General features: G+C 72.8%; 22 protein-coding genes. 11 read left to right on the top strand and 11 right to left on the bottom strand.

The annotated features are described in order from the left end of the window. Positions 1-34 precede the first annotated feature (34 nt). From HHX31_RS27110 to hypF, 4 genes are read left to right on the top strand one after another with little or no spacing between them, the layout of a single operon-like run. Positions 35-1,549 carry a SpoIIE family protein phosphatase gene (locus HHX31_RS27110; RefSeq protein ID WP_169951739.1) on the top strand — a complete coding sequence of 505 codons (1,515 nt, stop codon included), beginning with the start codon at positions 35-37 and terminating at the stop codon, positions 1,547-1,549. Then, positions 1,546-2,598, top strand: coding sequence for a B12-binding domain-containing protein (locus tag HHX31_RS27105; protein ID WP_169951481.1), 1,053 nt, complete (start codon positions 1,546-1,548; stop codon positions 2,596-2,598). Before HHX31_RS27110 ends, HHX31_RS27105 begins: the two co-directional genes overlap by 4 nt. Next, entirely contained in the window at positions 2,570-2,896 is a 327-nt protein-coding gene (locus tag HHX31_RS27100) for an STAS domain-containing protein (protein WP_169951479.1), read from the top strand. Before HHX31_RS27105 ends, HHX31_RS27100 begins: the two co-directional genes overlap by 29 nt. Before the next feature lie 12 nt (positions 2,897-2,908). Continuing rightward, on the top strand, positions 2,909-5,182 hold the full coding sequence (gene hypF, locus HHX31_RS27095) for a carbamoyltransferase HypF (protein WP_311932262.1): 2,274 nt from the start codon (positions 2,909-2,911) through the stop codon (positions 5,180-5,182). Between the two features lie 14 nt (positions 5,183-5,196). Here hypF and hypE read toward each other — a convergent pair whose 3' ends face one another. The 9 genes from hypE to HHX31_RS27050 form a co-directional block, all read right to left on the bottom strand. Further along, complete coding sequence (gene hypE, locus HHX31_RS27090; RefSeq protein WP_311932261.1) at positions 5,197-6,279, bottom strand: hydrogenase expression/formation protein HypE; 1,083 nt, start codon at positions 6,277-6,279, stop codon at positions 5,197-5,199. Continuing rightward, a complete protein-coding gene (gene hypD, locus HHX31_RS27085) occupies positions 6,276-7,400 on the bottom strand; it encodes a hydrogenase formation protein HypD (RefSeq protein ID WP_169951477.1) in 1,125 nt (374 codons plus the stop codon). Before hypD ends, hypE begins: the two co-directional genes overlap by 4 nt. Positions 7,401-7,406: 6 nt before the next feature. Next, positions 7,407-7,655 carry a HypC/HybG/HupF family hydrogenase formation chaperone gene (locus HHX31_RS27080; RefSeq protein WP_311932260.1) on the bottom strand — a complete coding sequence of 83 codons (249 nt, stop codon included), beginning with the start codon at positions 7,653-7,655 and terminating at the stop codon, positions 7,407-7,409. Positions 7,656-7,659: 4 nt separating this feature from the next. After that, positions 7,660-8,061, bottom strand: a complete 402-nt coding sequence (locus HHX31_RS27075; RefSeq protein WP_169951473.1) for a hydrogenase maturation nickel metallochaperone HypA — start codon at positions 8,059-8,061, stop codon at positions 7,660-7,662. Positions 8,062-8,092: 31 nt separating this feature from the next. Next, on the bottom strand, positions 8,093-9,124 hold the full coding sequence (locus HHX31_RS27070) for a hypothetical protein (RefSeq protein WP_169951471.1): 1,032 nt from the start codon (positions 9,122-9,124) through the stop codon (positions 8,093-8,095). Between the two features lie 77 nt (positions 9,125-9,201). Beyond that, positions 9,202-9,492 carry a hypothetical protein gene (locus HHX31_RS27065; RefSeq protein WP_211590395.1) on the bottom strand — a complete coding sequence of 97 codons (291 nt, stop codon included), beginning with the start codon at positions 9,490-9,492 and terminating at the stop codon, positions 9,202-9,204. Positions 9,493-9,637: 145 nt separating this feature from the next. Beyond that, entirely contained in the window at positions 9,638-9,910 is a 273-nt protein-coding gene (locus tag HHX31_RS27060) for a GlsB/YeaQ/YmgE family stress response membrane protein (protein WP_169951469.1), read from the bottom strand. 77 nt (positions 9,911-9,987) lie between these two features. Continuing rightward, positions 9,988-10,656: a response regulator transcription factor gene (locus HHX31_RS27055; RefSeq protein ID WP_169951467.1), complete on the bottom strand. Its 669-nt coding sequence runs from the start codon at positions 10,654-10,656 to the stop codon at positions 9,988-9,990. Then, entirely contained in the window at positions 10,653-11,807 is a 1,155-nt protein-coding gene (locus tag HHX31_RS27050; RefSeq protein WP_311932259.1) for a histidine kinase, read from the bottom strand. Before HHX31_RS27050 ends, HHX31_RS27055 begins: the two co-directional genes overlap by 4 nt. A gap of 120 nt (positions 11,808-11,927) precedes the next feature. Between HHX31_RS27050 and HHX31_RS27045 the strand changes: the two genes are divergently transcribed. Beyond that, entirely contained in the window at positions 11,928-12,890 is a 963-nt protein-coding gene (locus tag HHX31_RS27045; RefSeq protein ID WP_169951465.1) for a DUF418 domain-containing protein, read from the top strand. A 21-nt stretch (positions 12,891-12,911) separates the two neighbouring features. Here HHX31_RS27045 and HHX31_RS27040 read toward each other — a convergent pair whose 3' ends face one another. Next, positions 12,912-13,946: a LacI family DNA-binding transcriptional regulator gene (locus HHX31_RS27040; RefSeq protein WP_169951463.1), complete on the bottom strand. Its 1,035-nt coding sequence runs from the start codon at positions 13,944-13,946 to the stop codon at positions 12,912-12,914. 106 nt (positions 13,947-14,052) lie between these two features. On the opposite strand from HHX31_RS27040, the gene HHX31_RS27035 reads away from it, so the two are divergent. Further along, the gene (locus HHX31_RS27035; protein ID WP_311932258.1) at positions 14,053-14,688 is read left to right on the top strand and encodes a phosphoribosyltransferase family protein; all 636 of its coding nucleotides are present in this window, start codon (positions 14,053-14,055) and stop codon (positions 14,686-14,688) included. Between the two features lie 23 nt (positions 14,689-14,711). Here HHX31_RS27035 and HHX31_RS27030 read toward each other — a convergent pair whose 3' ends face one another. Beyond that, a complete protein-coding gene (locus tag HHX31_RS27030; RefSeq protein ID WP_249346727.1) occupies positions 14,712-14,939 on the bottom strand; it encodes a DUF1918 domain-containing protein in 228 nt (75 codons plus the stop codon). A gap of 138 nt (positions 14,940-15,077) precedes the next feature. On the opposite strand from HHX31_RS27030, the gene HHX31_RS27025 reads away from it, so the two are divergent. The 5 genes from HHX31_RS27025 to HHX31_RS27005 all read left to right on the top strand — a co-directional run bounded on the left by HHX31_RS27025 (position 15,078) and on the right by HHX31_RS27005 (position 20,849). Beyond that, entirely contained in the window at positions 15,078-15,491 is a 414-nt protein-coding gene (locus HHX31_RS27025; protein ID WP_211590394.1) for a CBS domain-containing protein, read from the top strand. After that, on the top strand, positions 15,492-16,808 hold the full coding sequence (locus HHX31_RS27020; RefSeq protein ID WP_169951457.1) for an acyltransferase family protein: 1,317 nt from the start codon (positions 15,492-15,494) through the stop codon (positions 16,806-16,808). Positions 16,809-16,846: 38 nt separating this feature from the next. Then, positions 16,847-18,079, top strand: coding sequence for an AI-2E family transporter (locus tag HHX31_RS27015; RefSeq protein WP_169951456.1), 1,233 nt, complete (start codon positions 16,847-16,849; stop codon positions 18,077-18,079). 38 nt (positions 18,080-18,117) lie between these two features. Next, positions 18,118-18,792, top strand: a complete 675-nt coding sequence (locus HHX31_RS27010; protein ID WP_169951454.1) for a hypothetical protein — start codon at positions 18,118-18,120, stop codon at positions 18,790-18,792. Between the two features lie 113 nt (positions 18,793-18,905). Further along, on the top strand, positions 18,906-20,849 hold the full coding sequence (locus HHX31_RS27005) for an HNH endonuclease signature motif containing protein (RefSeq protein WP_169951452.1): 1,944 nt from the start codon (positions 18,906-18,908) through the stop codon (positions 20,847-20,849). Positions 20,850-21,052: the final 203 nt, after the last annotated feature.

Here is a 21,052-nt window from a genome sequence, read left to right as displayed (position 1 = left end):
GGACCCGTGCCACAGGGCCGTATCTCCCGGCCTCATGGCGGCGCTGCTCGAACACAGCCGTGAGGGCGTCGTGGTGTGCGACGCCGACGGTGTCGTGACGCTGGCCAACCCGGCGGCGGTCCGCCTGGCGCCACGACTTGAGCCGGGCCTGCCCCTGCCCGCCCCGCTCGACTCCGTGCTGTCCGCCCCCGAGGCCCGGGTCGTGACCCACGACGGCAGGCAGATCCAGGTCCGCGCGGAGGAGCTGGGCGAAGGCCGGATCGCCTGGTATCTGACGGCGGAGACGTCCCGGCGCACCGAGTTCCTGCTGGAGGCCGCGCGCCGCCTGGCGGCGTCGCTCAACCCGCACCGGTGCGCCAGGGCCGCGGCGGAGCTGGGCACCCGATTCCTGTGCGACGCGGCGGTCGTCTTCCTGCCGCCTGCCTCCGGCCGCCGGATCGAGTGGATCCGCGTCGTGCCGGGCAGGTCCGGCCCGGACGAGGGCGCCGTGCCCGCCGCCGCGGCGGCGGAGGTGCCCGGCCTGACCGACGCGCTCGCCGGCCTGCGGGAGGACGTCGCGGGACGGCAGGACCCGGGCGGCACACCGGACTGGCTCCTGCCTGAGGGGTTCGGCCCGGTCGGCCACCTGCTGGTGCTCCCGCTGCCCGGTAACAGCGTGTCGGCGGGGGCGCTCGTGCTCGCCCGCCGCGCCGGGCGGCCGTCGTTCGACGAGGATGACCAGGGGATGGCGTACGACCTCGCGACCCGGGCCGGCGCCGCGATCTCGGCGGCCTGCCTGTTCCGTGACCAGAGCACGGTCAACGGCATACTGACCGGTGACCTGCTGCCGCCCGACCTGCCCGAGATCGAGGGCATGCGGCTGGCCGGCCGGCTGCGGGCCTCGCAGCAGGCGGGCGCCATCGGCGGCGACTTCTACGACGTCTACCTGCCCGAGAGCGGGCCGGTGGAGCGGCCTCCGCTGGTGATCCTGGGCGACGTCTGCGGCAAGGGCGCCCGCGCGGCGGTCCTGGCCGGTCAGGTCCGCCACAGCCTGCGCACGCTGCTGCTGATGGAGAGCAGGCCCGAGCGGCTGCTCGAACTGCTCAACCGGTCGCTGCTCGCGTCCCCGTCGCCGCACTCGTACGTCACGCTGATCCTCGCGGCGCTGCGGACCGCCCCCGGCGGCCACGTGCAGGTGGACCTGGCCGTCGCCGGGCACCCGCCGCCGCTGGTCCTGCGCCGGGACGGCACGGTCGAGGAGGTCGCGGTCAGAGGTTCGCTCCTCGGCGCGCTGCAGAAGATCAGCCTGTGGCCCGCCACCGTCGACCTGGCGCCCGGCGAGACGTGCCTGCTGTACAGCGACGGGATCACCGAGGCGTTCGGCGGCCCGAGCGGCCGGGAGATGTTCGGCGAGGAGCGGCTGAGGCGGGCGCTGGCGAGTTGCGCGGTCATGCCGGTGGACGCGCTGGTGGAGCGGCTGGAGCAGCTCAGCACCGACTGGTTGCGGGGCGGGCAGCAGGACGACCGCGCGCTGCTCGCCGTACGGGCGGGGAGAGGGGCGTCGCGATGATTCCGGACCTGCCGGCCGCCGCCCGGCGCTACCTGGAGCTGATCGGCCGGGCCGACGAGGAGGGCGCGGTCGGCCTGGTCGTGAGCCTGCTCGACGAGGGCGTCCCCGCCGAGGACGTGCTGCTGAGGGTCATCGCGACGAGCCAGCGCAGGGTGGGCGAGCTGTGGGAGTCGGACGAGTGGCCGGTGGCGCGCGAGCACGGCGCCACCAAGGTCAGCGAGCGGGCGGTGGCCGCCGTCGGCGCCCACGTCCGTCCCGCGCCGTCCCGCGGCAGGGTGGTCGTCGCCTGCGCCGACGGCGAGTATCACGCGCTGCCCGCCCACATCGTGACGGAGGTGCTGCGCCTGCGGGGATGGCACGCCGACTTCCTCGGCGCGAGCGTGCCGGGCCCGCAGCTGATCACGTACCTGCACCGGGAGGGTCCCGACGTGGTCGCGCTCGGCTGCACACTCGCGACCCGGCTGCCCCGCGCCCACGCCCTCATCGCGGCCTGCCAGGCCGTGGGCGTGCCCGTGCTGGCCGGTGGGGCCGGGTTCGGCGCCGACGGCCGCTACGCCCGCCTGCTCGGCGCGGACGCGTGGGCGCCCACCGCCGACGCGGCGGCCGACCGGCTCGCCTCCGGGCTGCCGTCCTTTCCCTCCGCTCGTGAGGGCGCTGCCCGCGTGGGCGGCGAGGAGTACGTGTACCTGACCCGGCACCGGGCCGAGTTGGTGTCCCGCGTCGCGGCCACGCTTAAGGAGGCGCACACCCCGGAGGGCGGCCACGACGATGATCTCGGTTATATCGCCGACTACCTGATCGCGGCCATGTACGTCCACGACGCTTCGCTGTTCACCGATTACGTCACCTGGACCTGCGGCGTGCTGCTGGCCAGGAAGGTGCCCGCGGAATTCGTGGTGCTCGCGCTGAGCGTTTTCCGTGATGTACTGAATGACTGCCCTCGCGCCCAGGCACTGCTGAGCGAGGGCGTCGCCGCGGCACAGATGTGCAGCGCGGCTCGACAACAGAGACGAGCTTTTGATGCAGGACACGCCCCCTTTTCAGGTTGAGGCGCTCGTCCCTGAGCCCGGCGCGGTACGCCTGGTGATGATCGGTGAGCTCGATTACAGCATGGTGGACGAGGCGTCCGCCGCCGTCGCGAAGGCGCTCGCCGAGGACCTGCGCCTGCTCGAACTCGACCTGTCCGGGCTGGAGTTCGTCGACTCCTCCGGCATGGCCGTACTGATGAACGCCTACACGGGGGCGGGGGAACGCGGGGTCGCCTTCCGGATCACCGCGGTCACCCCCTACCTGCGTCACCTGCTCGAAGTCATCGCCCTCGACGACGTCCTCGACCTGCCTCGCTGAGACAATGGCCTGGTGAGCAGGCGTGCCGTCGCCGTCCGGGTCGAGGGCGTCGTGCAGGGGGTCGGCTTCCGGCCCTACGTGCACGGCCTCGCCACGCGACTCGGTCTCGCCGGGATCGTCGGCAACGACGAGCGCGGGGTCTTCATCGTGGTCGAGGGCGGCGGCGCACCGGTCGAGGAGTTCCTCGCCGCGCTGGCCGGCGACCCGCCCCCGCTGGCGACGATCGAACGGATCAGCACGGGCCCGGCGCCGGTCACCGGCCGCAGGACCTTCGTGATCGCGCCGAGCGCGGCCGGGGAGGGCCGTCGCGCGCTCGTCTCGCCGGACGTGGCGACCTGTGACGCCTGCCTGCGCGAGGTGACCGACCCCGCCGACCGCAGGCACGGCTACGCCTTCACCAACTGCACGGACTGCGGGCCGCGCTTCACCATCGTCCGTGACGTGCCGTACGACCGGGCGAACACGACGATGGCCGGCTTCCTGATGTGCGCGGACTGCGCCGGGGAGTACCACGACCCCGCCGACCGGCGCTTCCACGCCCAGCCCGTGTGCTGCGCCGCCTGCGGGCCCCGGCTGGGGTTCACCGGTCCCGGTGGCACCGGTCCCCCGGGAACAGGCGACCCGCTGCGGCGGGCCGTACGGCTGCTGCGGGCGGGCGGGGTGCTGGCGGTCAAGGGGCTCGGCGGCTACCACCTGGCGGCGCTCGCCGCGCACGAGCCCGCCGTGGCGGCGCTGCGGGCGCGCAAGCACCGCGAGGACAAACCGTTCGCGGTGATGGCGGGCGACCTGGACGAGGCGCGGCGGCTGTGCGAGGTGGACCCGGCGGAGGAGCGCCTGCTGACCGGGCCCGCCCGTCCCGTCGTGCTGCTGCGGCGGCTGCCGGACGCGCCCGTCGCGCCGTCAGTCGCGCCGGGCAACCGGTGGCTGGGGGTGCTGCTGCCCTACACCCCGCTGCACCACCTGCTGCTCCGGGAGCTGGGCCGGCCCATCGTGCTGACCAGCGGCAACGTGTCGGACGAGCCGATCGCCTACCGCGACGAGGACGCCCTGGAACGGCTCGGTGGCATCGCCGACGCCTTCCTCACCCACGACCGCCCGATCCACGTCCGCACGGACGACTCGGTCGTACGGGTCTTCCGGGGCCGCGACCTGCCGATCAGGCGGTCGCGGGGATACGTGCCGCGTCCGCTGGCGCTCGCCAGGGCGGCCCCCCGGCCCGTGCTCGCCTGCGGCGCCGAGCTGAAGCACACGTTCTGCCTGGTCAAGGAGGACCGCGCGTTCGTCTCCCACCACATCGGCGACCTGGGGAACTACGAGACCCTGAGGTCGTTCACGGAGGGGGTGGAGCACTTCAGGCGGCTGTTCGACATCACGCCGGGGGTGGTCGCGCACGACCTGCACCCCGAATACCTGTCCACGAAGTGGGCCCTCGACCAGGACGCGGACCTCGTCGGCGTGCAGCACCACCACGCCCACGTCGCGTCGTGCCTGGCCGACAACGGGGTGGCGGGGCCGGTCGCGGGGGTGGCCTTCGACGGCCTCGGGTACGGCCTGGACGGCACCCTGTGGGGCGGCGAGTTCCTCGTGGCCGGCCTGGCCGGGTTCGAGCGCGCGGGCCACCTCGTCCCGGTGCCGATGCCCGGCGGCGTGACCGCGATCCGGCAGCCCTGGCGCATGGCGGCGGCCTATCTCGATCTCGCCTACGAAGGTGACGTCCCGGAGGACCTGGACGTCGTACGGCGCAACGCCGGGCAGTGGGCGGCCGTCGTCGCGCTGGCCCGCCGGGGCGGGAACGCGCCTCCCACCTCCAGCATGGGCCGTCTGTTCGACGCGGTGGCGGCGGTCGCGGGCGTCCGCGACGCGATCACCTATGAGGGCCAGGCGGCCGTCGAGTTCGAGCAACTGGCCGACCCCGCCGTGGACGACGCGTACGCCTGCGGCCTCGATCTCGCGGGCACGCGGTTCACCGTGCCGGGCGCGGCACTGGTCCGCGCGGTCGCCGACGACCTGAGGGCCGGTGTGCCGCGTGACGTCGTCGCCGCGCGCTTCCATAACGCCGTGGCCCGCGTCGTCGCCGACGGCTGCGCCCTGATCAGGGAGGCCCGCGGCCTGTCCACGGTCGCGTTGTCCGGCGGCGTGTTCCAGAACCTGCTGCTGCTCGGTCGGGCCGTGACCCTGCTGGAGGAGCGCGGTTTCACGGTGCTCACCCACCACCGCGTCCCCCCGAACGACGGCGGCGTCAGCCTGGGCCAGGCCGCCGTCGCCGCGGCCCGCGACCACGCGTGACCTCAGCCGTACGGTCAGCAGATCCGTGGGAGCGGGTCGCCGACCAGCACGTCGATGATCCGGGTGCCGCCGAAGGCGGTCTTGAGCAGCACCAGGCCAGGGGGATCGGCTCCGGCGCGGCCGATGATCGCGGCGCCCTCGCCGAGCGGATGGCTCCGCAGGGCGGCCAGCGCGGACTCGGCCGCGTCCCCGTCCACGACCGCGACCATCCGGCCCTCGCAGGCGACGTAGAGCGGGTCGATGCCCAGCAGCTCGCAGGCTCCGCGTACGGCGGGCCGTACGGGCACCGCGTCCTCCTCGACCACGACGGCGACGCCAGAGGCACCGGCGATCTCGTTGAGTATCGTCGCGACGCCGCCCCTGGTCGCGTCCCGCAGGCACCGCACCCCGTTGCCCACGGCGGCCCGCAGGACCGCGACGAGACCGTTCAGCGGAGCGGTGTCCGAGGTCACGTCGGCCTCGATGCCGAGCTCGCCCCTGGCCAGCATGACCGTGACGCCGTGATCGCCGATCGGGCCGGACACGAGGACGGCGTCGCCGGGACGGACGTGCGCGACGCCGAGACGAGCGTCGTGCTCCAGCAGGCCCACGCCCGCGGTGGTGACGTAGCAGCCGTCGGCCTTGCCGCGCTGCACCACCTTGGTGTCCCCGGTGACGATCGACACCCCCGCCGACGCGGCGGCCCGCGCCATCGACGCGCTGATCCGCCGCAGGTCCTCGATGGGGAAGCCCTCCTCGAGTACGAAGGCGGCCGACAGGTGCAACGGACGCGCCCCGCACACCGACAGGTCGTTGACCGTGCCGTTGACGGCGAGGTCGCCGATGTCGCCGCCGGGGAAGAACAGAGGGGAGACCACGTAGGAGTCGGTGGTGAACGCGAGCCGGGCGCCGCCGGCGCCGAACACCGCGGCGTCCTCCAGCGGCTCCAGCAGCGGGTTGCGGAACGCGTCGAGGAAGACGGCCTCGATCAGGGTCTGGGTCGCCTTGCCGCCGGCGCCGTGGGCCATCGTGACGTGCTCCTCGCGGAGGCGGGCCTTCCGCTGCCGGGCGCGGTCGACGCGGTCGAGCACCTGCCGCTCGCGGGCCGTCTCGGTCACCGGGTCGCCTCCCTCACCCGCTGCCGCGAGAAGCGGCCGAAGTTGTAGTAGGCCGCGCAGGCGCCCTCGGACGACACCATGCAGGTGCCGATCGGGGTCTCCGGCGTGCAGGCCGTGCCGAAGACCTTGCACTCCCACGGCTTGAGCACGCCCTTGAGCACCTCGCCGCACTGGCACGCCTTGGGGTCGGCCACCCGGACGCCGGGGACCGCGAACAGGCGCTCCGCGTCGTAGGCCGCGTACTTCTCCCTGATCCGCAGGGCGGAGTGGGCGATGAACCCGAGCCCGCGCCACTCGAAGGACGGCCGCGGCTCCATCACCTCGCCGATCGCCCGCAGGGCCCTGGCGTTGCCCGCCCACGGCACGACCCTGGCGTACTGGTTCTCGACCTCAGATCGGCCCTCGGCGAGTTGGAGCAGCAGCATGTAGACCGACTGGAGGATGTCCAGCGGCTCGAAGCCCGCCACCACCAGCGGTTTGCCGTACTCCCCGGCGATGAACTCGTACGGTCGGCAGCCGATGACCGTGGACACGTGGCCGGGCCCGATGAAACCGTCGAGACGCAGGCCGGGCGAGTCCAGGATGGCCTGGATCGCGGGGATGACCCTCACGTGGTTGCAGAAGACCGAGAAGTTGCGCACGTCCTCGGCCGCCGCACGCAGCACGGTCATGGCGGTCGACGGCGCGGTGGTCTCGAACCCGATGGCCATGAAGACGACCCGGCGGTCGGGGTTGGCGCGGGCGATCTTGAGGGCGTCCAGCGGTGAGTAGACCATGCGGATGTCGGCGCCCCGGGCGGCGGCGTCCAGGAACGATCCGCGCCCGCCGGGCACGCGCGTCATGTCGCCGAACGACGTCATGATCACGTCCGGCTCCTCCGCGATCCGGATCGCGTCGTCCACACGGCCCATCGGGATCACGCAGACCGGGCAGCCGGGGCCGTGCACCATCGTGACCGTCTCCGGCAGGTAGTCCTCCAGCCCGTGCTTGTAGATCGTGTGGGTGTGGCCGCCGCACACCTCCATGAACTGGTACGCCCGGCCGGGCTCGCACAGGCTCGCGATCCTGGCGGACAGCGCCCGCGCCTTGTCCGCGTCCCGGTACTCGTCGACGAACCGCATCGCCGCTCACCCCTCCGCCGGTGAGTCCCGCAGTGCGGCCAGTTCGTCCTCGTACGCCTTGCCGACGCCTTCGAGGAACGCCAGCGCGGCGCGGGCCTCGGCCTCGTCGATCTTCGCCAGCGCGAAACCGACGTGGATCAGGACCCAGTCGCCGGGTCCCAGGGGCTGGTCGTCGAGCAGGCCGATGTGCACGGCCCGCCGCACCCCGCTCACGTCGACCTTGGCGAGGCCGCTCCGGTCCGGCGGGAGCTCCACGATCTCACCGGGAATGCCCAGGCACACGGGACACCTCCACGGTGCGCTCGGGGATGGTTTCGAAGGTGGCCTCGGGGTCGAACTGGACGGACTCGAGGACGAGGCTGTCCCCGCCCTCCGCGTCGACGTCGATCCCCCCGCACAGTCCGCAGATCGTGAGCGGGTCCGTGCTCAGCGCGGAGTGCCCGCACCGCCGGCAGACGAGCCGGGCGGGCTCGACGACCAGGTCGAGCGTCGCCCCCTCCGCGACCGTACCGGTGGCGGCCAGGCAGAAGGCCTGGTCCAGGGTCGCGGGGACGATGCGCAGCAGGGCGCCGACGCGCACCCGGGCCCGGCGCACCCTTCTGCCGCGTGCCCGCAGAGTGACGGTCTCCACCACCGCCTCGGCGATCCCGAACTCGTGCATCGGGGTCACATCCTTCTGATCCGCAGGGTTCTCAGGCGGGCCCCGCGCCGTCGAGGCGTTCGAGCAGCTCCGGCGGCAGATGTGCGGCCCGTTCGAGGATCTCGGCGGCCCGCGGGTCGGTGACCCTGGCCTCCCGCTTCTCCTCCTCGGTCAGTGTCAGCGTGCGCAGCGTGAGCAGTTCGTCGATCCCGGGCGAGTCGATCCCGGGCGAGTCGATCCCGGTCGAGTCGGTGCCGGGCGAGTCGAACAGGTCTCCGGGGCTCTCCGGGACGATGGCCGGGTGGTCGTACAGGATGATCGGGGAGGACAGCACGATGTCGCGGCGGCCCGGCTCGCCGACCAGGATCGGCCAGGTGTTCTCGTTGCGGCACTGCCGCGCCGCCGCCTCGGCCCACAGCGGCGGATCGAGCAGCGAGACGAAGGCGCCTCCGCTCACCCCGATCAGCAGGTGGGTGGCGACCAGCGAACGGCGCAGGGCCTCCTCGCGCGGCGCGTCCGCCCGCTCCCAGTGGGAGGTGTTGTCGACCTCGACCCGCAGCTTGACCAGCCCGTACGGGCCGGGCAGCCGTTCGGCGGAGATCCGCATCTCCGCGTCGAGCGGCTGGTGCTCGCAGACGACCCGGCCCGCCCGCTCACCGCCGGGATCGGCGATGGGCTCGATGACCCGGTCGCCGGGCACGCGGATCTCGATCGTGCGCCGCCCCCCGGCCGCCCGCGCCTCCAGGACGTCGGCCAGGGACAGCGTGGCGCGGGCCTCCCGCTCGCCGGCCTCGTCGAAGCTGAGGTAGTCGCGCCCGGCGACGGTCAGCCGCGGCACGGGCCAGTAGCCGTCGTCCTCCCTCCGTTCGACCGTCCTGCCCCTGATGTGCAGGAAGCGCAGTCGTACGTCGAGCCGGGCCTCGCCCGGGGACTCGAGCAGGCACTCGGTCACGCTGCCGGACGGCTCGCCGGGGTAGTTCGGCGGCACGAGCACGCCGAACTGCCAGCGCACGCGGGTCTTGGCCGCCGAGGCGTACAGCACGGCGTCGGCGACGCGGCGAGCCGTCTCCATGGGAATGGTCACCGGTCCGCCTCCTCAGGGGAGGGGTCCGCCACGCGCGGGCGATCGAAGCGGAGATCACCGTCCAAGTTCAGCCCCTTTCAACGATGCGGGTTCTCCGGTGACGCCGGCCCCGCCTTTCGCACGACCGCGATGGCCTCCTTGGCGTGGACCAGGACGGTGTCGCCCGCCCCGGCGTCCACCAGGGCGACGCTGACCACCTCCCGGCCCTCCCGGCCGGTGTCGACGAGCGCGAGGTCCTGGTCGAGGAGCCGTACGACGGTCACGGCGACCGCCTCGTCGGAGCAGGTGACGCAGGTGTGGTCCGGGCAACTCGGCTCGACGTACACGCGCACCTCCTTGACGGCCGACCCGCCCCCGGATCGCGTCATTGCCTCAGGAAAACCCCTGGTTAACGACCGTACGCCGACCCGGGCCGGGGGGAATCAACAGATGTCGGTGATTTAGTAAAGGTCATCAGAGTCCGGACACGCCGACGGCCCCGGTCAGGCCGGGGCCGTCGGCGGGGTGCGGTGTCTAGCCGACGCTCTTGCGCCGGAACAACGCCACGGCGGCGGCGACGCCGAGGGCGGCGAGCGCCACCTGGATGATCAGTTCGATCCAGTCGACGCCGCGGGTGGTGGCGACCCCCAGGCCGCGGGCGATCGCCGTGCCGATGAGAGCGGCGACGATACCGATCACCATGGTCAGCCAGATCGGGATCTTCTGGCGCCCGGGAATCACAAGCCGACCGAGAGCGCCGATGATGAGTCCGATGATTATGGCGGAGATGATGCCGCTGACGGCCATACTTCCACCCTCCCTCGTGTCCGGTGCCTCCCTCTTGCCCAGCCAAAACCGGACAAAACCAGACAAATCGGGAGGGGTTAGATGCCGTCCGCGATGTGGTTCTCCCAGGCCCACGCGGCGATCTCCACCCGGTTGCGCAGGCCGAGTTTGGCCTGGACACCGGCCACGTGAGTCTTGACCGTGCTCAGAGAGATGAACAGTTCGGCGGCGATCTCGTGGTTGGTGCGCCCCCTCGCCACCGCCCTGACGACCTCGATCTCCCGCTTCGAGAGCGGATGGCCTGTGGGCGGCCCTGTGGACGGCCCGGTGGACGGCCCGGTGGCCGCGAGGTGGCGCAGCAGCCGCAGGGTGACCGAGGGGGAGACCAGGGCCTCGCCGTGGTGAGCGGCCCGTACGGCCTCCACGAGCAGGGCGGGGCCGCAGTCCTTGAGCACGAAGCCGGTCGCGCCCGCCCGCACCGCGCCGTAGACGTACTCGTCCAGGTCGAAGGTGGTGACCACGACCACCCGCAGCGGCTCGGGCACGCCGGGCCCGGCCAGGGCACGGGTGACCGCGATGCCGTCGAGCCGGGGCATCCGCACGTCGACCAGGCACACGTCCGGCCGCAGCCGCCTGGCCGCCTCGACGGCCTCGGCTCCGTCGGCCGCCTCGGCGACCACCTCGATGTCGGGCTGATCCTCCAGGATCAGCCGGAGGCCGCCCCTGACCATCGCCTGGTCGTCGGCCACCAGGACCCTGATCGTCATCGGCGGTCGTTCCCCGGGACGGGCAGGGTGGCGAGGACCGACCAGCCGCGTCCGGGGCGCGGCCCGGCGCGCAGCGTGCCGCCGAGCGCCTCGATCCGCTCACGCATCCCGAGAAGGCCGTAGCCGCCGCGCTGGTGGTGCCGCGCGGGCATCCTCGGGGAGTCGTCGGCGACCTCGACGGTGACGGCGTCGCCTTCGCGCTCCACGCTGACCGTGACCGAGCGGGCGTGCGGGGCGTGGCGCGCGATGTTCGTCAGAGACTCCTGCACCACCCGGTAGACCGTGCCCGCCACCTCGGGCGGCCACGCGGCGGTCTCGTCCTCTCCCGGCAGTCGCACGCGTACGGCGCGGCCGTCGGCCGTGAAGCGTTCGACCAGCTCGCCCAGCCCTGCGGGCCCGGTGGGAGCGGTCGGAGCGGCGGGAGCGGCGGGATCGCGCAGCAGGCCGACGACGCGGCGCATCGCGGCCAGCGCCTCGGAGCCGGCGGCCTCGATGTCGGCAAGGGCGCCGCCCACCTTCTCGGGGCTCCTGCCCGCCACGATCCTGGCGGCCTGGGCCTGCACCACGATGCCGGTGACGTGGTGCGCGACGACGTCGTGCAACTCGCGGGCGAGCGCCAGCCGTTCGGCGCGGCGTACGGCCTCGGCGGCGGCCCGGCGACGGGAGTCCAGCAGCCGGGGCACCAGCCCCGCCGCGACGCCCGCGAGCCAGGCGGCCACGTTCAGCACGGTGACGGAGGGCACCCCGGCGGTGAGCGTGTTCGCGGACAGCACGCTGCCCACCGCCACGGCGAGGCCGCCGCCCGCCACGGCGCCGGCGGCGCGCACGGGCAGCGCCCGCACCGCCGAGCCGACCAGCACCGACAGGCCAAGGGCCATGCCGGGGCCCGGCTCGCTCGGCAGTTCGGCGAACCGGGAGGCCAGGACGGCGGTCGCAGCGACGGCCAGGCCGGCGACGGCCGCCCACGTGCGGTCGAGCCTCCGTGCGAGGGCGGCGACGCAGACGACGGCGCCCGCCGCGCAGCCGAACCGCCAGTAGCCGCCGCCCCAGCTGTCCGCGATCAGGGAGGCCCAGAACGCGAGCACGGCCGCCGCCACGACGCCGAACGCCGCGTCGGCCGCGATCCCGGCCCGCCACTCCCGAACGTTCACGGCACGAGGCTACGAGATCGGCCCGGCCCGCCATACCGGCCGAAAGTACGGTCGTGACCGGGCTGATTCCCGCTTCCGGCCGATGCCGGAGCCGGGCGGCCCCGCGCACCATGAGGCCCCATGAAACGTGAACGAATCGTCGCGCTCGACGTGGTCCGCGGGTTCGCGCTGTGCGGGATCCTGCTGGCCAACGTCAAACCGATCGCCCACGTCGGCGACATCATGGCGCCCGTCGAGCCCGCGACTCCCGACGACGCCTGGATGGGGCTGCTCGTCGAGCAGCGCTTCTTCCCGATCTTCTCCCTGCTGTTCGGGGTCGGGTTCTCGCTGCTGCTGGAGTCGGCCGCGGCCCGGGTCGCCCGGCCGCGGCTGGTCCTGGCTCGCCGGCTGATCGTGCTACTCGCGGCCGGGCTGGCGCACTTCTTCCTGATCTGGCCCGGCGACATCCTCAGCACGTACGCCGTCGTCGGGCTGCTGGTGCTGCTGCCCTCGACGTGGCTGCCGCGCGCGGCCGTCGCCGTGCTCGCCCCCGTGCTCGTCACGGCGTCGCTGATCCTCCAAGGCGAGAGGTTCCTGCTGGTCGCCGGGTTGTTCCTGCTGGGTTCCGCGCTGACCCGGTACGGCGTGACCGCAGGGATCGAGCGGTCCCTCCGGGCCCCGGCCGTCCTCGGCCTGGCCTTCGCGGCGCTCGCCGCGCCCGTCCTGTGGTGGCAGACCCGGCTGGGCGGTGGCGATGCCGGCGCCAGCCGCGCGCTGGCGCTGGGCGGGCTGCTGGTCGCCGGGGTGTACGTCTGCGGCCTCCTGGTGCTGCTGCGCACGCCGCTGCGGCCGGCGCTGGCGGCCGTCTTCGCGCCGCTCGGCCGGATGGCGCTGACCAACTACCTCACCGCGACGGTCCTCGTCCTGCTGGTCGCCCGCGCCGGCGGCGGCTCGGCGGACGCCTGGTCCTCGGCGCGGGTGGCCCTCACCTCGGCCGCCGTCCTCGCCGTCCAGTGGCTGTGGTCCACGCTCTGGCTGCGCCGGCGCGCGTACGGCCCCCTGGAGTGGCTGTGGCGGCGGGTCACCTGGGCCGGGGCGCGGTGAACCCGCTCAATTGCCGCCGCCTCAGGAGCGTGGCGGCGCGGTGCTCTCCCGTACGACAAGGGTGGTGGCGAGCTCGACCCGGTGCTGTTCGAGGCGCCCGCCGTCCGCGAGGGCCAGGACCATCCGCGCGGCGGCGGCCCCCATCTGCACCAGCGGCTGCCGTACGGTCGTCATGGGCGGCCCGGCCCACTGCGTGAACGACAGGTCGTCGAATCCGACGACGCTCAGGTCATCGGGGATGCGCAGCCCGGCCCGCCTGGCGGCCTCGTACACGCCGAGAGCCTGCAGGTCGTTGGCGGCGAAGACGGCGGTCGGGGGATCGGGCAGGCGCAGCAGTTCGGCCCCGTCACGCAGGCCGCCCTCGACGTACAGCGTGCTGACGCGCACGAGCGCGGGGTCCACGGGCACGCCCGCCGCGTCCATGGCGGCGCGGTAGCCGTCGAGCCGCGCCCGGCAGCACGGCCACTGGGTGGGCCCGCTCAGCATCGCGATGCGGCGGTGGCCGAGGTCGAGCAGGTGGCGGGTGGCGGCCATCCCGCCGCTCCAGTTGGTGGCGCCGACCGAGGGGGTCTGGTGCAGCGGCTCGCCGGTCGGGTCGAGCACGACCAGGGGGATGGAGCGGGTGGCCAGTTGCGACTGCTGCTGCACGGTGAGCTCGGAGAAGACCGCCACGACCCCGGTGGGACGGCGGGCGAGCACCTGCTCGGTCCACGCCCGGCCCGGGGTCAGCCTGCCCTCCATCTCGGTCAGCACCACGGCCAGCTCGCGCTCCCGGGCGACCTGCTCGACGCCCTGGATGATCTCCAGAGCCCACAGGCTCTCCAGCGCGTGGAAGACGAGCTCAAGGATCGCCGCGGGTTCGCTGTCGCGCCGCCGGTAGCCGTGCTCCCTGAGCACCGTCTCCACCCGCTGCCGGGTGGCCAGGGCGACTCCCGCGTGACCGTTGAGCACCCGGGACACGGTCGGCGCGGACACCCCGGCCAGGTGGGCGATCTCGGCCACGGTCAGCCTCTGACGCGGAAGCTCCCCGTCGAGGGCCGGGTCGGTCGAGGTCACGGCGACAGTCTATTTGCCCGGCTTGTTTCCCCGGGTCGTTCTGACCTACGGCGGGCGGCGGCGGGTATGGACGATGAGGAGGGGGCGAGGCCAGGGGGTGAGTGCCGTGTTCGTCGATCGTCGAGACGCCGGGCTGCGCCTGGGTGAGCGGTTGCGCGGACTCCCCGGGACGGAGGACGCGGTCGTCCTCGGGCTGCCGCGAGGGGGTGTGCCGGTCGCGTTCCAGGTCGCCAGGGCACTCGGCGCCCCCCTGGACGTGATCGTCGTACGCAAGCTCGGCGTGCCGTACCAGCCTGAGCTGGGTTTCGGCGCCATCGGCGAGGGAGGGGTGCGGGTGCTGAACGCCGACGTCCTGCGGCTCGCCGGAGTCACCCCCGAGGAGATGGCCGAGGTGGAGCGGCGCGAGCGGGTCGAGTTGGAGCGCAGGGCGCGGCGCTTCAGGGGCGATCGCACGCCGGTGGACCTGGCAGGCCGCACCGTGATCGTGGTGGACGACGGCATCGCGACGGGCGGTACGGCCAGGGCCGCCTGCCGGGTGGCCCGCGCGCACGGGGCCTCCTGGGTGGTGCTCGCGGTGCCGGTCGGCGCCCCCGAGACGATCGCGAGCCTGCGCGAGGACGCCGACGAGGTGGTCTGCCTCTACACGCCCGATCGCTTCTCCGCGATCGGCGCCTGGTACGACGACTTCAGCCAGACGCGCGACGAGGACGTGGTCGAGTGCCTGCGGCAGGCCGGAAGCTGATCCGCAGAACTGATCAAGGGCTATCAAGGGCTTTCTGGCAGCCGCTCCCAGCGGCGTTCGACCCGGGCGTCGGGTCCCGGGTAGTAGCAGGGCGTCTCGCAGCCCTCGCCGAGCCATCGCACCAGGTAGGGGGGTGAGCCGTCGGTGTGGTACAGCGCCACGACGAGTCCGGTGCGGCCCGCCCTGCCCCGGGTGATGCTCTCGACGATCAGAAGGTCGCCGACCCTCGCTCTCAACACGGGCCCGTTCATCGCACCCGCTCCGTGCTCATAAGGACCACCTCCATCTACACGTTTATTCGCACTTACGTGGATAAATAGGGCATTAGGTCACAAAGCAGGGCGGACTTCCGTACGAGGGGACGGCCCGCCATGAAAATCAGAGATTTGATGTCCACGCCGGTGGTCGTCGTGCCGCCGATCACGCCGGTGCGGGATGTCGCGCGGCACATGGACTACTCGGGGATCGGCTGCGTCGTCGTCTCCGAGGGACGGGGCGTCACGGGCGTCGTGACCGACCGCGACCTCGCCCTGCGCGTGGTCGCCCAGGGCGAGGACGGGGACACGCCGGTCGGCCGGGTGATGTCGGAGCATCCCGTGGTGGTGGGGCCGGAAGACGAGGTCGAGGTGGCCTTCGACGTGTTCCGCCGCCATGCCTTCCGGAGGCTGCCCGTCGTCGACGACGCGGGGGTGGTCGGCATGCTGACCATCGACGACCTGCTCCTTCAGATGCACCAGCTCACCGCCGACCTGATCACGCCGGTGGTCAAGGAGATCAGCGAACCGCAGCGGCAGAGCGACTAGGTGTTCACGACCCTGCGGCGTACGGCGGAGCGCACGCCGCCCGGCCGCGACCGCCACGTCGACCTGCTGCGCGCCGTCGCGATCGTCCTCGTGGTGCTCGGCCACTGGCTGGCCGTCGTGGTCACGTACGGCGAGCACGTCGGCGGCGGCACGGTCCTCGCGTTCGCCCCCTGGGCTCGGCCGCTCACCTGGCTTTTCCAGGTCATGCCCGTGTTCTTCCTGGTCGGCGGTTTCGCCAACGCCGCCTCGCTCGACTCCTACCGGCGCCGCGGCGGCGGCGCGGCCGGGTGGTTCCTGGGCCGCGCCGACCGGCTGATCCGCCCGGCGACGGCGTTCGTGCTCACGCTGAGCGGCGCGGCCCTGGTCGCGGTCCTCCTGGGGACGGACCCCGCCACGGTCGCCAGGGGAGTCTGGCTCGCCTGCCTGCCGCTGTGGTTCCTCACCGCGTACGTCACGGTCGTCCTGCTCACGCCGGTCCTGCTCGCGCTGCACCGCAGGGCGGGGCTCGCGGTGCCCGTCGTGTTCGCGGTGCCGGTGGCGCTCGGAGACGCGGCACGGCTGCTCGGCGGTCCGGCAGTGCTCGGCGCCGCCGGATACGTGCTGGCCTGGGCGGCGGTCTACCAGCTCGGCATCGCCTGGCGGGAGGGGGCGCTGCCCGCCCGTCCCCGGGTCGCCGCCCCCATGGCCCTGGGTGGCCTGGCGGCGCTCGTGCTGCTCACCGTCCCGGGGCCGTACCCGGTCAGCATGGTGGCCGATCCCGGGACCCGCCTGCAGAACACCTCGCCGCCGACGCTCGCGCTGCTCGCCCTGGCGGTCGCGCAGACGGGCGTCGCCCTGTTGCTGCACGAGCGCGGCAGGCGCCTGCTGCGCCGTACGCGCCCGTGGACGCTGGTCGTCGCGGTCAACTCCGTGATCATGACCGTCTTCCTCTGGCACATGACCGCGGTCGTGATCGCCGTGCCGGCCCTCTACATCACCGGCCTGATGCCGCAGCCGCCGCCCGGATCGGCCGAGTGGCTGCTTCTGCGCGTGCCCTGGCTCGCGTTCCTCACGGCGGTCCTCGTGGTCCTCGTCGCCGTGTTCGGCCGGTTCGAGAGGAACGCGGGTCCTAGCCCGGCGCCCGGGCAGCCCGTGGGCGCGGGGGTCGCGGCCGTCACCCTCGTGGGCGCCGGCCTGGTCGTCGCGGGTCTCCTCGGCGCGGCGCTCACCGGCGGAGACGGTCTGCCCGCGCCGATGCTCCCGGTCTACCTCGCGGGGGCCGCGCTGCTGCGGGCCGCCAGAGCGTCGCACGGGCCGCCGACCTCACCAGCCGGATAGGGCGACTTATCCGGAAAATCCGTGTCAAGTGACCTTGGATGGGCAGCAGCGGGAGCGTGTCCGACAGCGGTCTTTCCCCAGGAAGCGGCATCTCCAGCGTGTTCCCGTCGCTCCCCGGCCAGGGCGAGACGATGCCCGAGCCGTCCGGCTCTCCGGAGACCCCCGACAGGCCGGGGGACGGCGCCGGCCAGCGGAGCGACGACCATGACACGCCCCCCGACCGGCCGTTCGGCCTGCCCGGACGCCCCCTGCGCGGCAACTGGTTCATCTACGGGCTGACCGGCGCGCTGGGAGTGCTCACCGCCTGGCTCCTGGTCCAGGCGATCGCCAGCGCGGGCTCGGCCATCGTGCTGATCGTGGTCTCCCTGTTCCTGGCCATCGGCCTGAACCCGGCGGTCGAGGCGCTCCAGCGGCACAACCTGTCCCGCCGCCTCGCGATCGGGATCGTGTTCGGATCGGTCATCGCGTTCTTCGTGATCTTCGGGCTCGCGGTCGTGCCGCCGCTCACCGAGCAGACCACCGGGTTCGTCCAGCAACTGCCCGACTACGTACAGCAACTCCAGAACCATCCGGTGATCCGCTCGGTGGACGAGCGCTACCAGATCCTCGAGAAGATCCAGCAGTACGTCGCGGGAGGCGGGCTCGCCACCCAGATGTTCGGCGGGCTCCTCGGCGTGGCGAGCATCGTGATAAGCGCCCTGTTCAGCGCCTTCACCGTGCTCGTGCTCACTCTCTACTTCCTCGGCTCGCTCAACTCCATCAAGGAGACGGCCTACCGGTTCGTGCCCCGCTCGCGCCGTACGCGGGTCCGCCTGCTCGGGGACGAGATCATCAACCAGATCGGCGGCTACGTCGCGGGCAACCTGATCATCTCGCTGATCGCCGGCGTGGTGACCTTCCTGTTCCTGGCCATGATGGATGTGCCGTACGCGCTCGCGCTGGCCATCTTCGTCGCCGTCACCGACCTGATCCCGCTGGTGGGCGCGGTCATCGGCGCGGTCGTCGCCTCGGGCGTGGGCTTCCTGTCCTCCGTACAGGCCGGGATCGCCTGCGTGATCTTCTTCGTCGTCTACCAGCAGGTCGAGAACTACTGGATCTCCCCGAAGGTGTTCAAGTCGTCGGTCGACGTACCGCCCGTGGCGACCATCGTCGGGGCGCTGCTCGGCGGGGCGCTGCTGGGCATCGTCGGAGCCCTGCTCGGCATCCCGCTGGCGGCGGCCCTGCTCCTCCTGGCGCGCGAGGTGGTGCTGCCCAGGCAGGACCGCCTGTAGCGGTTTCCCCGAGAGCGCGGTCGTGTGAAGCTCGGATCATGCGACTGCCGTACCGGATCGCGGGGCTGTGGGTGCGTGTCGTGTTGCTCGTCGTGCTGCTGTGGGGCGCTCTGGTGAGCGTGCTCAGCCTGACGCCGCGGGAGCGTACCCTCGCGGACTTCCGCACGGCGCTGCGGGCCGGGCAGGTCACCTACGTGATCTACCGGGGGGAACAGACGGACCTGCGCTGGTCGACGGCCCCTCTGTTCTGGTATCGCGCCCATCAGCCCGAGCCCTACACCCGCCGTGACCTGCTCCGCGATCTCGACCCCGCCGTCCCCGGCCCGGAGGTCGCATGGGCCCGGTCCCGCTGGGCGTTCTTCTCGGGCTGGCCGTTCCATGTGCCGGTCCACGGCGCGGCCTGGCCCGTCGGCGTGGCCTGGATCGTCGCGCTCCTCGTGATGCTGGGCATAGAACGGCCCCGGCTGGGGAACAGATGGGCCTGGTTCTGGCTGTTCACGGTCGGCGAGGTGGGCGCGATTCTGTTCCTTCTCCTCGAACCACGGTCCCTGTGGCATGGGCTTGAGTCGCAGGAGTCGCTTTCCAAGCCCCTGAGTGGAGGCCGCGGCTGCGCCCTGGCTGTCTGTCTCAGCGTGGTGATCCCCATCCTTGCCGCGGTCGGGCTCTCTTACGTGTTCCACGCCCTGCTCGACCTCCTGCCGCTTTCTCCATGAGGCTGTGACGGCATACGAGCCTGTAGCTCCAACAAATCGCCTGCTCAGGGGTGTTGGTGGGGTGCTGGCGTGAAAGAATTCATACAAGAGTTCGAATCGCGTTGGGAGGTGCGATGGACCTGTCCGACCTCGATCCAGAGCGCCACCATCGTTCGAATAGCGGTGACGACGGCTGGTGGGATCGGCTGGTCGCCGATTCTCCTTTGTGGTCGTCCGACGGCTCAGCAGCCCGCGACGAAGATGTGGAAAACGACGCGCCCACCGACAGCGGGGCCGCCGGTGGCAAGGGCCGGTCGTCGTGGGTGCTGGTGGGGTCGTTGCGGGAGTCGGCGCAGGCGCTGGCGTTGGCTCCGGTCCCCGAAGCGGTGGAGATCTGCCTGGCCGAGGCTGAGGATCTGTTGTTCGTGCGGGATCGGATCACGTGTGCGCTGGCTGAGCGGGTGGGTCGGGTGCATCGGGCGGGGCAGGCCAGACAGCATGGGCATGCCTCGACCCGTAGCTGGTTGCGGACGGCCGGGGGGATGACGGTCGGGGGTGCGGGCCGCCTGCTCACCCTGGGGATTGAGCTGGCGCGGCTGCCCCGGGTGCGGGAGATGTTCGCCGCCGGAGGGTTGGCGGCGGGGGTGGTGGAGGCGATCTGCGCCGCAGTGTCCGGGCTATCGGATGAGCAGGCTCGGTTGGCCGAGCCGATCCTGGTGGAGTTGGCGGGGCGGGCGGGCGCGGCGGAGGTGGCCAAGGCGGGGCGGTATCTGCGGGCGGTGCTGGACCCCGACGGCGAAGACCGCGACGAGCGGGCCGACTACGCGCGGCGGTCCCTGCGGGTGCGCCCCGGCAAGGGCGGGGGTCTGGAGGGGGAGTTCTATCTGCCGCGTGAGGCGGCGGCCCGGTTGCGGGCGCTGCTGGACGCCTACGCCCGGCCACGGGCGGAGGGCGATGACCGGTCACTGGCAGAGCGTCAGGCGGACGCGTTCATCGCTCTGCTGGAACAGCAGATCACCACCGAGCTTCTGGTGCTGGTCAACGCCGAGTCCCTCCCCACCGACCCCGACCCGGAAGCAGGCCCCGAGCCCGACGTCGCGACGGGCACCGACGCCGACACCACAGGTGGCAGCACGGTCGGCGGCGCGAGCGGCAGTGTGGCTGACGGCGCGGGTGGCACTGCGACTGGCGGCGCGGCCGGCCTCCGTGACGAGGAGTTCGGCGGCGACATGACCGGCCGCGCGCAGGCGAGGACCGGGCAGCGGAGCGAGCCGCGGCGGGAGCCACAGCAGAGCGACCAGGAGCACAGCAGGCAGGAGCAGGACGAGGCGCATCAGGACTCGCCGCACCCGCCGCAGCCGGGTTGGCCCAAGCAGGAGGAGCCGCAGGAGAGCGCGAGGCGTAGGCAGGAGGGGAGATCGCGGGAGTCGCGGTGGGGTGAGTGGTGCTCGCCCGATCCTGCGGGGGATACCCATGCCCACCACACCCACGCCGGGCCCCGGCCTGCGAGGGAGGTCCCGCATGCGCACAGCAGCAGTCAGCAGAGCAGCGGTGAGCAGGGCAGCGGTGAGACCCCGCGCGGCGAGCAGACACCGGGAGCAGCACCGGGGACCTCGCCGGGGGCGTCACGGGGAGCAGGGCCGGAGGCGGCGTTGGGTGTTGGGTTGGGGATGGTGCCCGGGTTGTTGCTGGCGACCGGACAGGTGCTGCCCGTCACCGGCGTGCACCGGCTGGCCCGCACCTCCACCCTCATGCGGATCGTCATGGACGCCGACGGCCAGGTCCTCGACATGGGCCGCAAAGTCCGCCTGGCCACCCCCGCCCAGCGGCGCGCGATCTTCGCCCGCTACGCCACCTGCTGGATCGACGGCTGCCCACTACCCGCAACCATGTGCCAGATCGACCACGCCGACAACTGGAGCACCGGCGGCCTCACCGACCTCAAACTCCTCGGCCCCGCCTGCCAGTTCCACAACCGCGACCGCTACCAACACCCCCACCGCTACACCCGCCACAAGACCGGCAAAGACCGCTGGGCCTTCACCTACCACGGCCGCATCAGACGGATGCAGGTGTAGCGGGGTGAGCATGACACCGACCCCGCCACACGCCGGGGCCCGCGCATGCGTGCATGGTGCACACGGATGCGCGGGCGGGAATGTCCAGTCAACGGTGTAACTCGCGGCTGATTTCTTCTATCGAGAGGCCGGGGATAGCCGGCCTTCGAAGGTGATGGCGAAGGCGTTGAGGGCGGCTTTCCAGCGGGTGACCCAGCGTTTGC

Origin of the sequence: Microbispora sp. H11081 (genome assembly GCF_012999535.1) — a bacterium.
In the GTDB taxonomy this organism is placed as follows: Bacteria; Actinomycetota; Actinomycetes; order Streptosporangiales; family Streptosporangiaceae; genus Microbispora.
This window is presented reverse-complemented; position numbering and strand designations above follow the sequence as displayed.

Bases quoted from the DNA above. Each gene is read 5' to 3' on its own strand.
- HHX31_RS27110 (WP_169951739.1), top strand. From the start codon at position 35: ATGGCGGCGCTGCTCGAACACAGCCGTGAGGGCGTCGTGGTGTGCGAC.
- HHX31_RS27105 (WP_169951481.1), top strand. From the start codon at position 1,546: ATGATTCCGGACCTGCCGGCCGCCGCCCGGCGCTACCTGGAGCTGATC.
- HHX31_RS27100 (WP_169951479.1), top strand. From the start codon at position 2,570: ATGCAGGACACGCCCCCTTTTCAGGTTGAGGCGCTCGTCCCTGAGCCC.
- hypD (WP_169951477.1), bottom strand. From the start codon at position 7,400: ATGCGGTTCGTCGACGAGTACCGGGACGCGGACAAGGCGCGGGCGCTG.
- HHX31_RS27075 (WP_169951473.1), bottom strand. From the start codon at position 8,061: ATGCACGAGTTCGGGATCGCCGAGGCGGTGGTGGAGACCGTCACTCTG.
- HHX31_RS27065 (WP_211590395.1), bottom strand. From the start codon at position 9,492: ATGACGCGATCCGGGGGCGGGTCGGCCGTCAAGGAGGTGCGCGTGTAC.
- HHX31_RS27060 (WP_169951469.1), bottom strand. From the start codon at position 9,910: ATGGCCGTCAGCGGCATCATCTCCGCCATAATCATCGGACTCATCATC.
- HHX31_RS27055 (WP_169951467.1), bottom strand. From the start codon at position 10,656: ATGACGATCAGGGTCCTGGTGGCCGACGACCAGGCGATGGTCAGGGGC.
- HHX31_RS27045 (WP_169951465.1), top strand. From the start codon at position 11,928: ATGAAACGTGAACGAATCGTCGCGCTCGACGTGGTCCGCGGGTTCGCG.
- HHX31_RS27030 (WP_249346727.1), bottom strand. From the start codon at position 14,939: ATGAACGGGCCCGTGTTGAGAGCGAGGGTCGGCGACCTTCTGATCGTC.
- HHX31_RS27025 (WP_211590394.1), top strand. From the start codon at position 15,078: ATGTCCACGCCGGTGGTCGTCGTGCCGCCGATCACGCCGGTGCGGGAT.
- HHX31_RS27015 (WP_169951456.1), top strand. From the start codon at position 16,847: ATGGGCAGCAGCGGGAGCGTGTCCGACAGCGGTCTTTCCCCAGGAAGC.
- HHX31_RS27010 (WP_169951454.1), top strand. From the start codon at position 18,118: ATGCGACTGCCGTACCGGATCGCGGGGCTGTGGGTGCGTGTCGTGTTG.
- HHX31_RS27005 (WP_169951452.1), top strand. From the start codon at position 18,906: ATGGACCTGTCCGACCTCGATCCAGAGCGCCACCATCGTTCGAATAGC.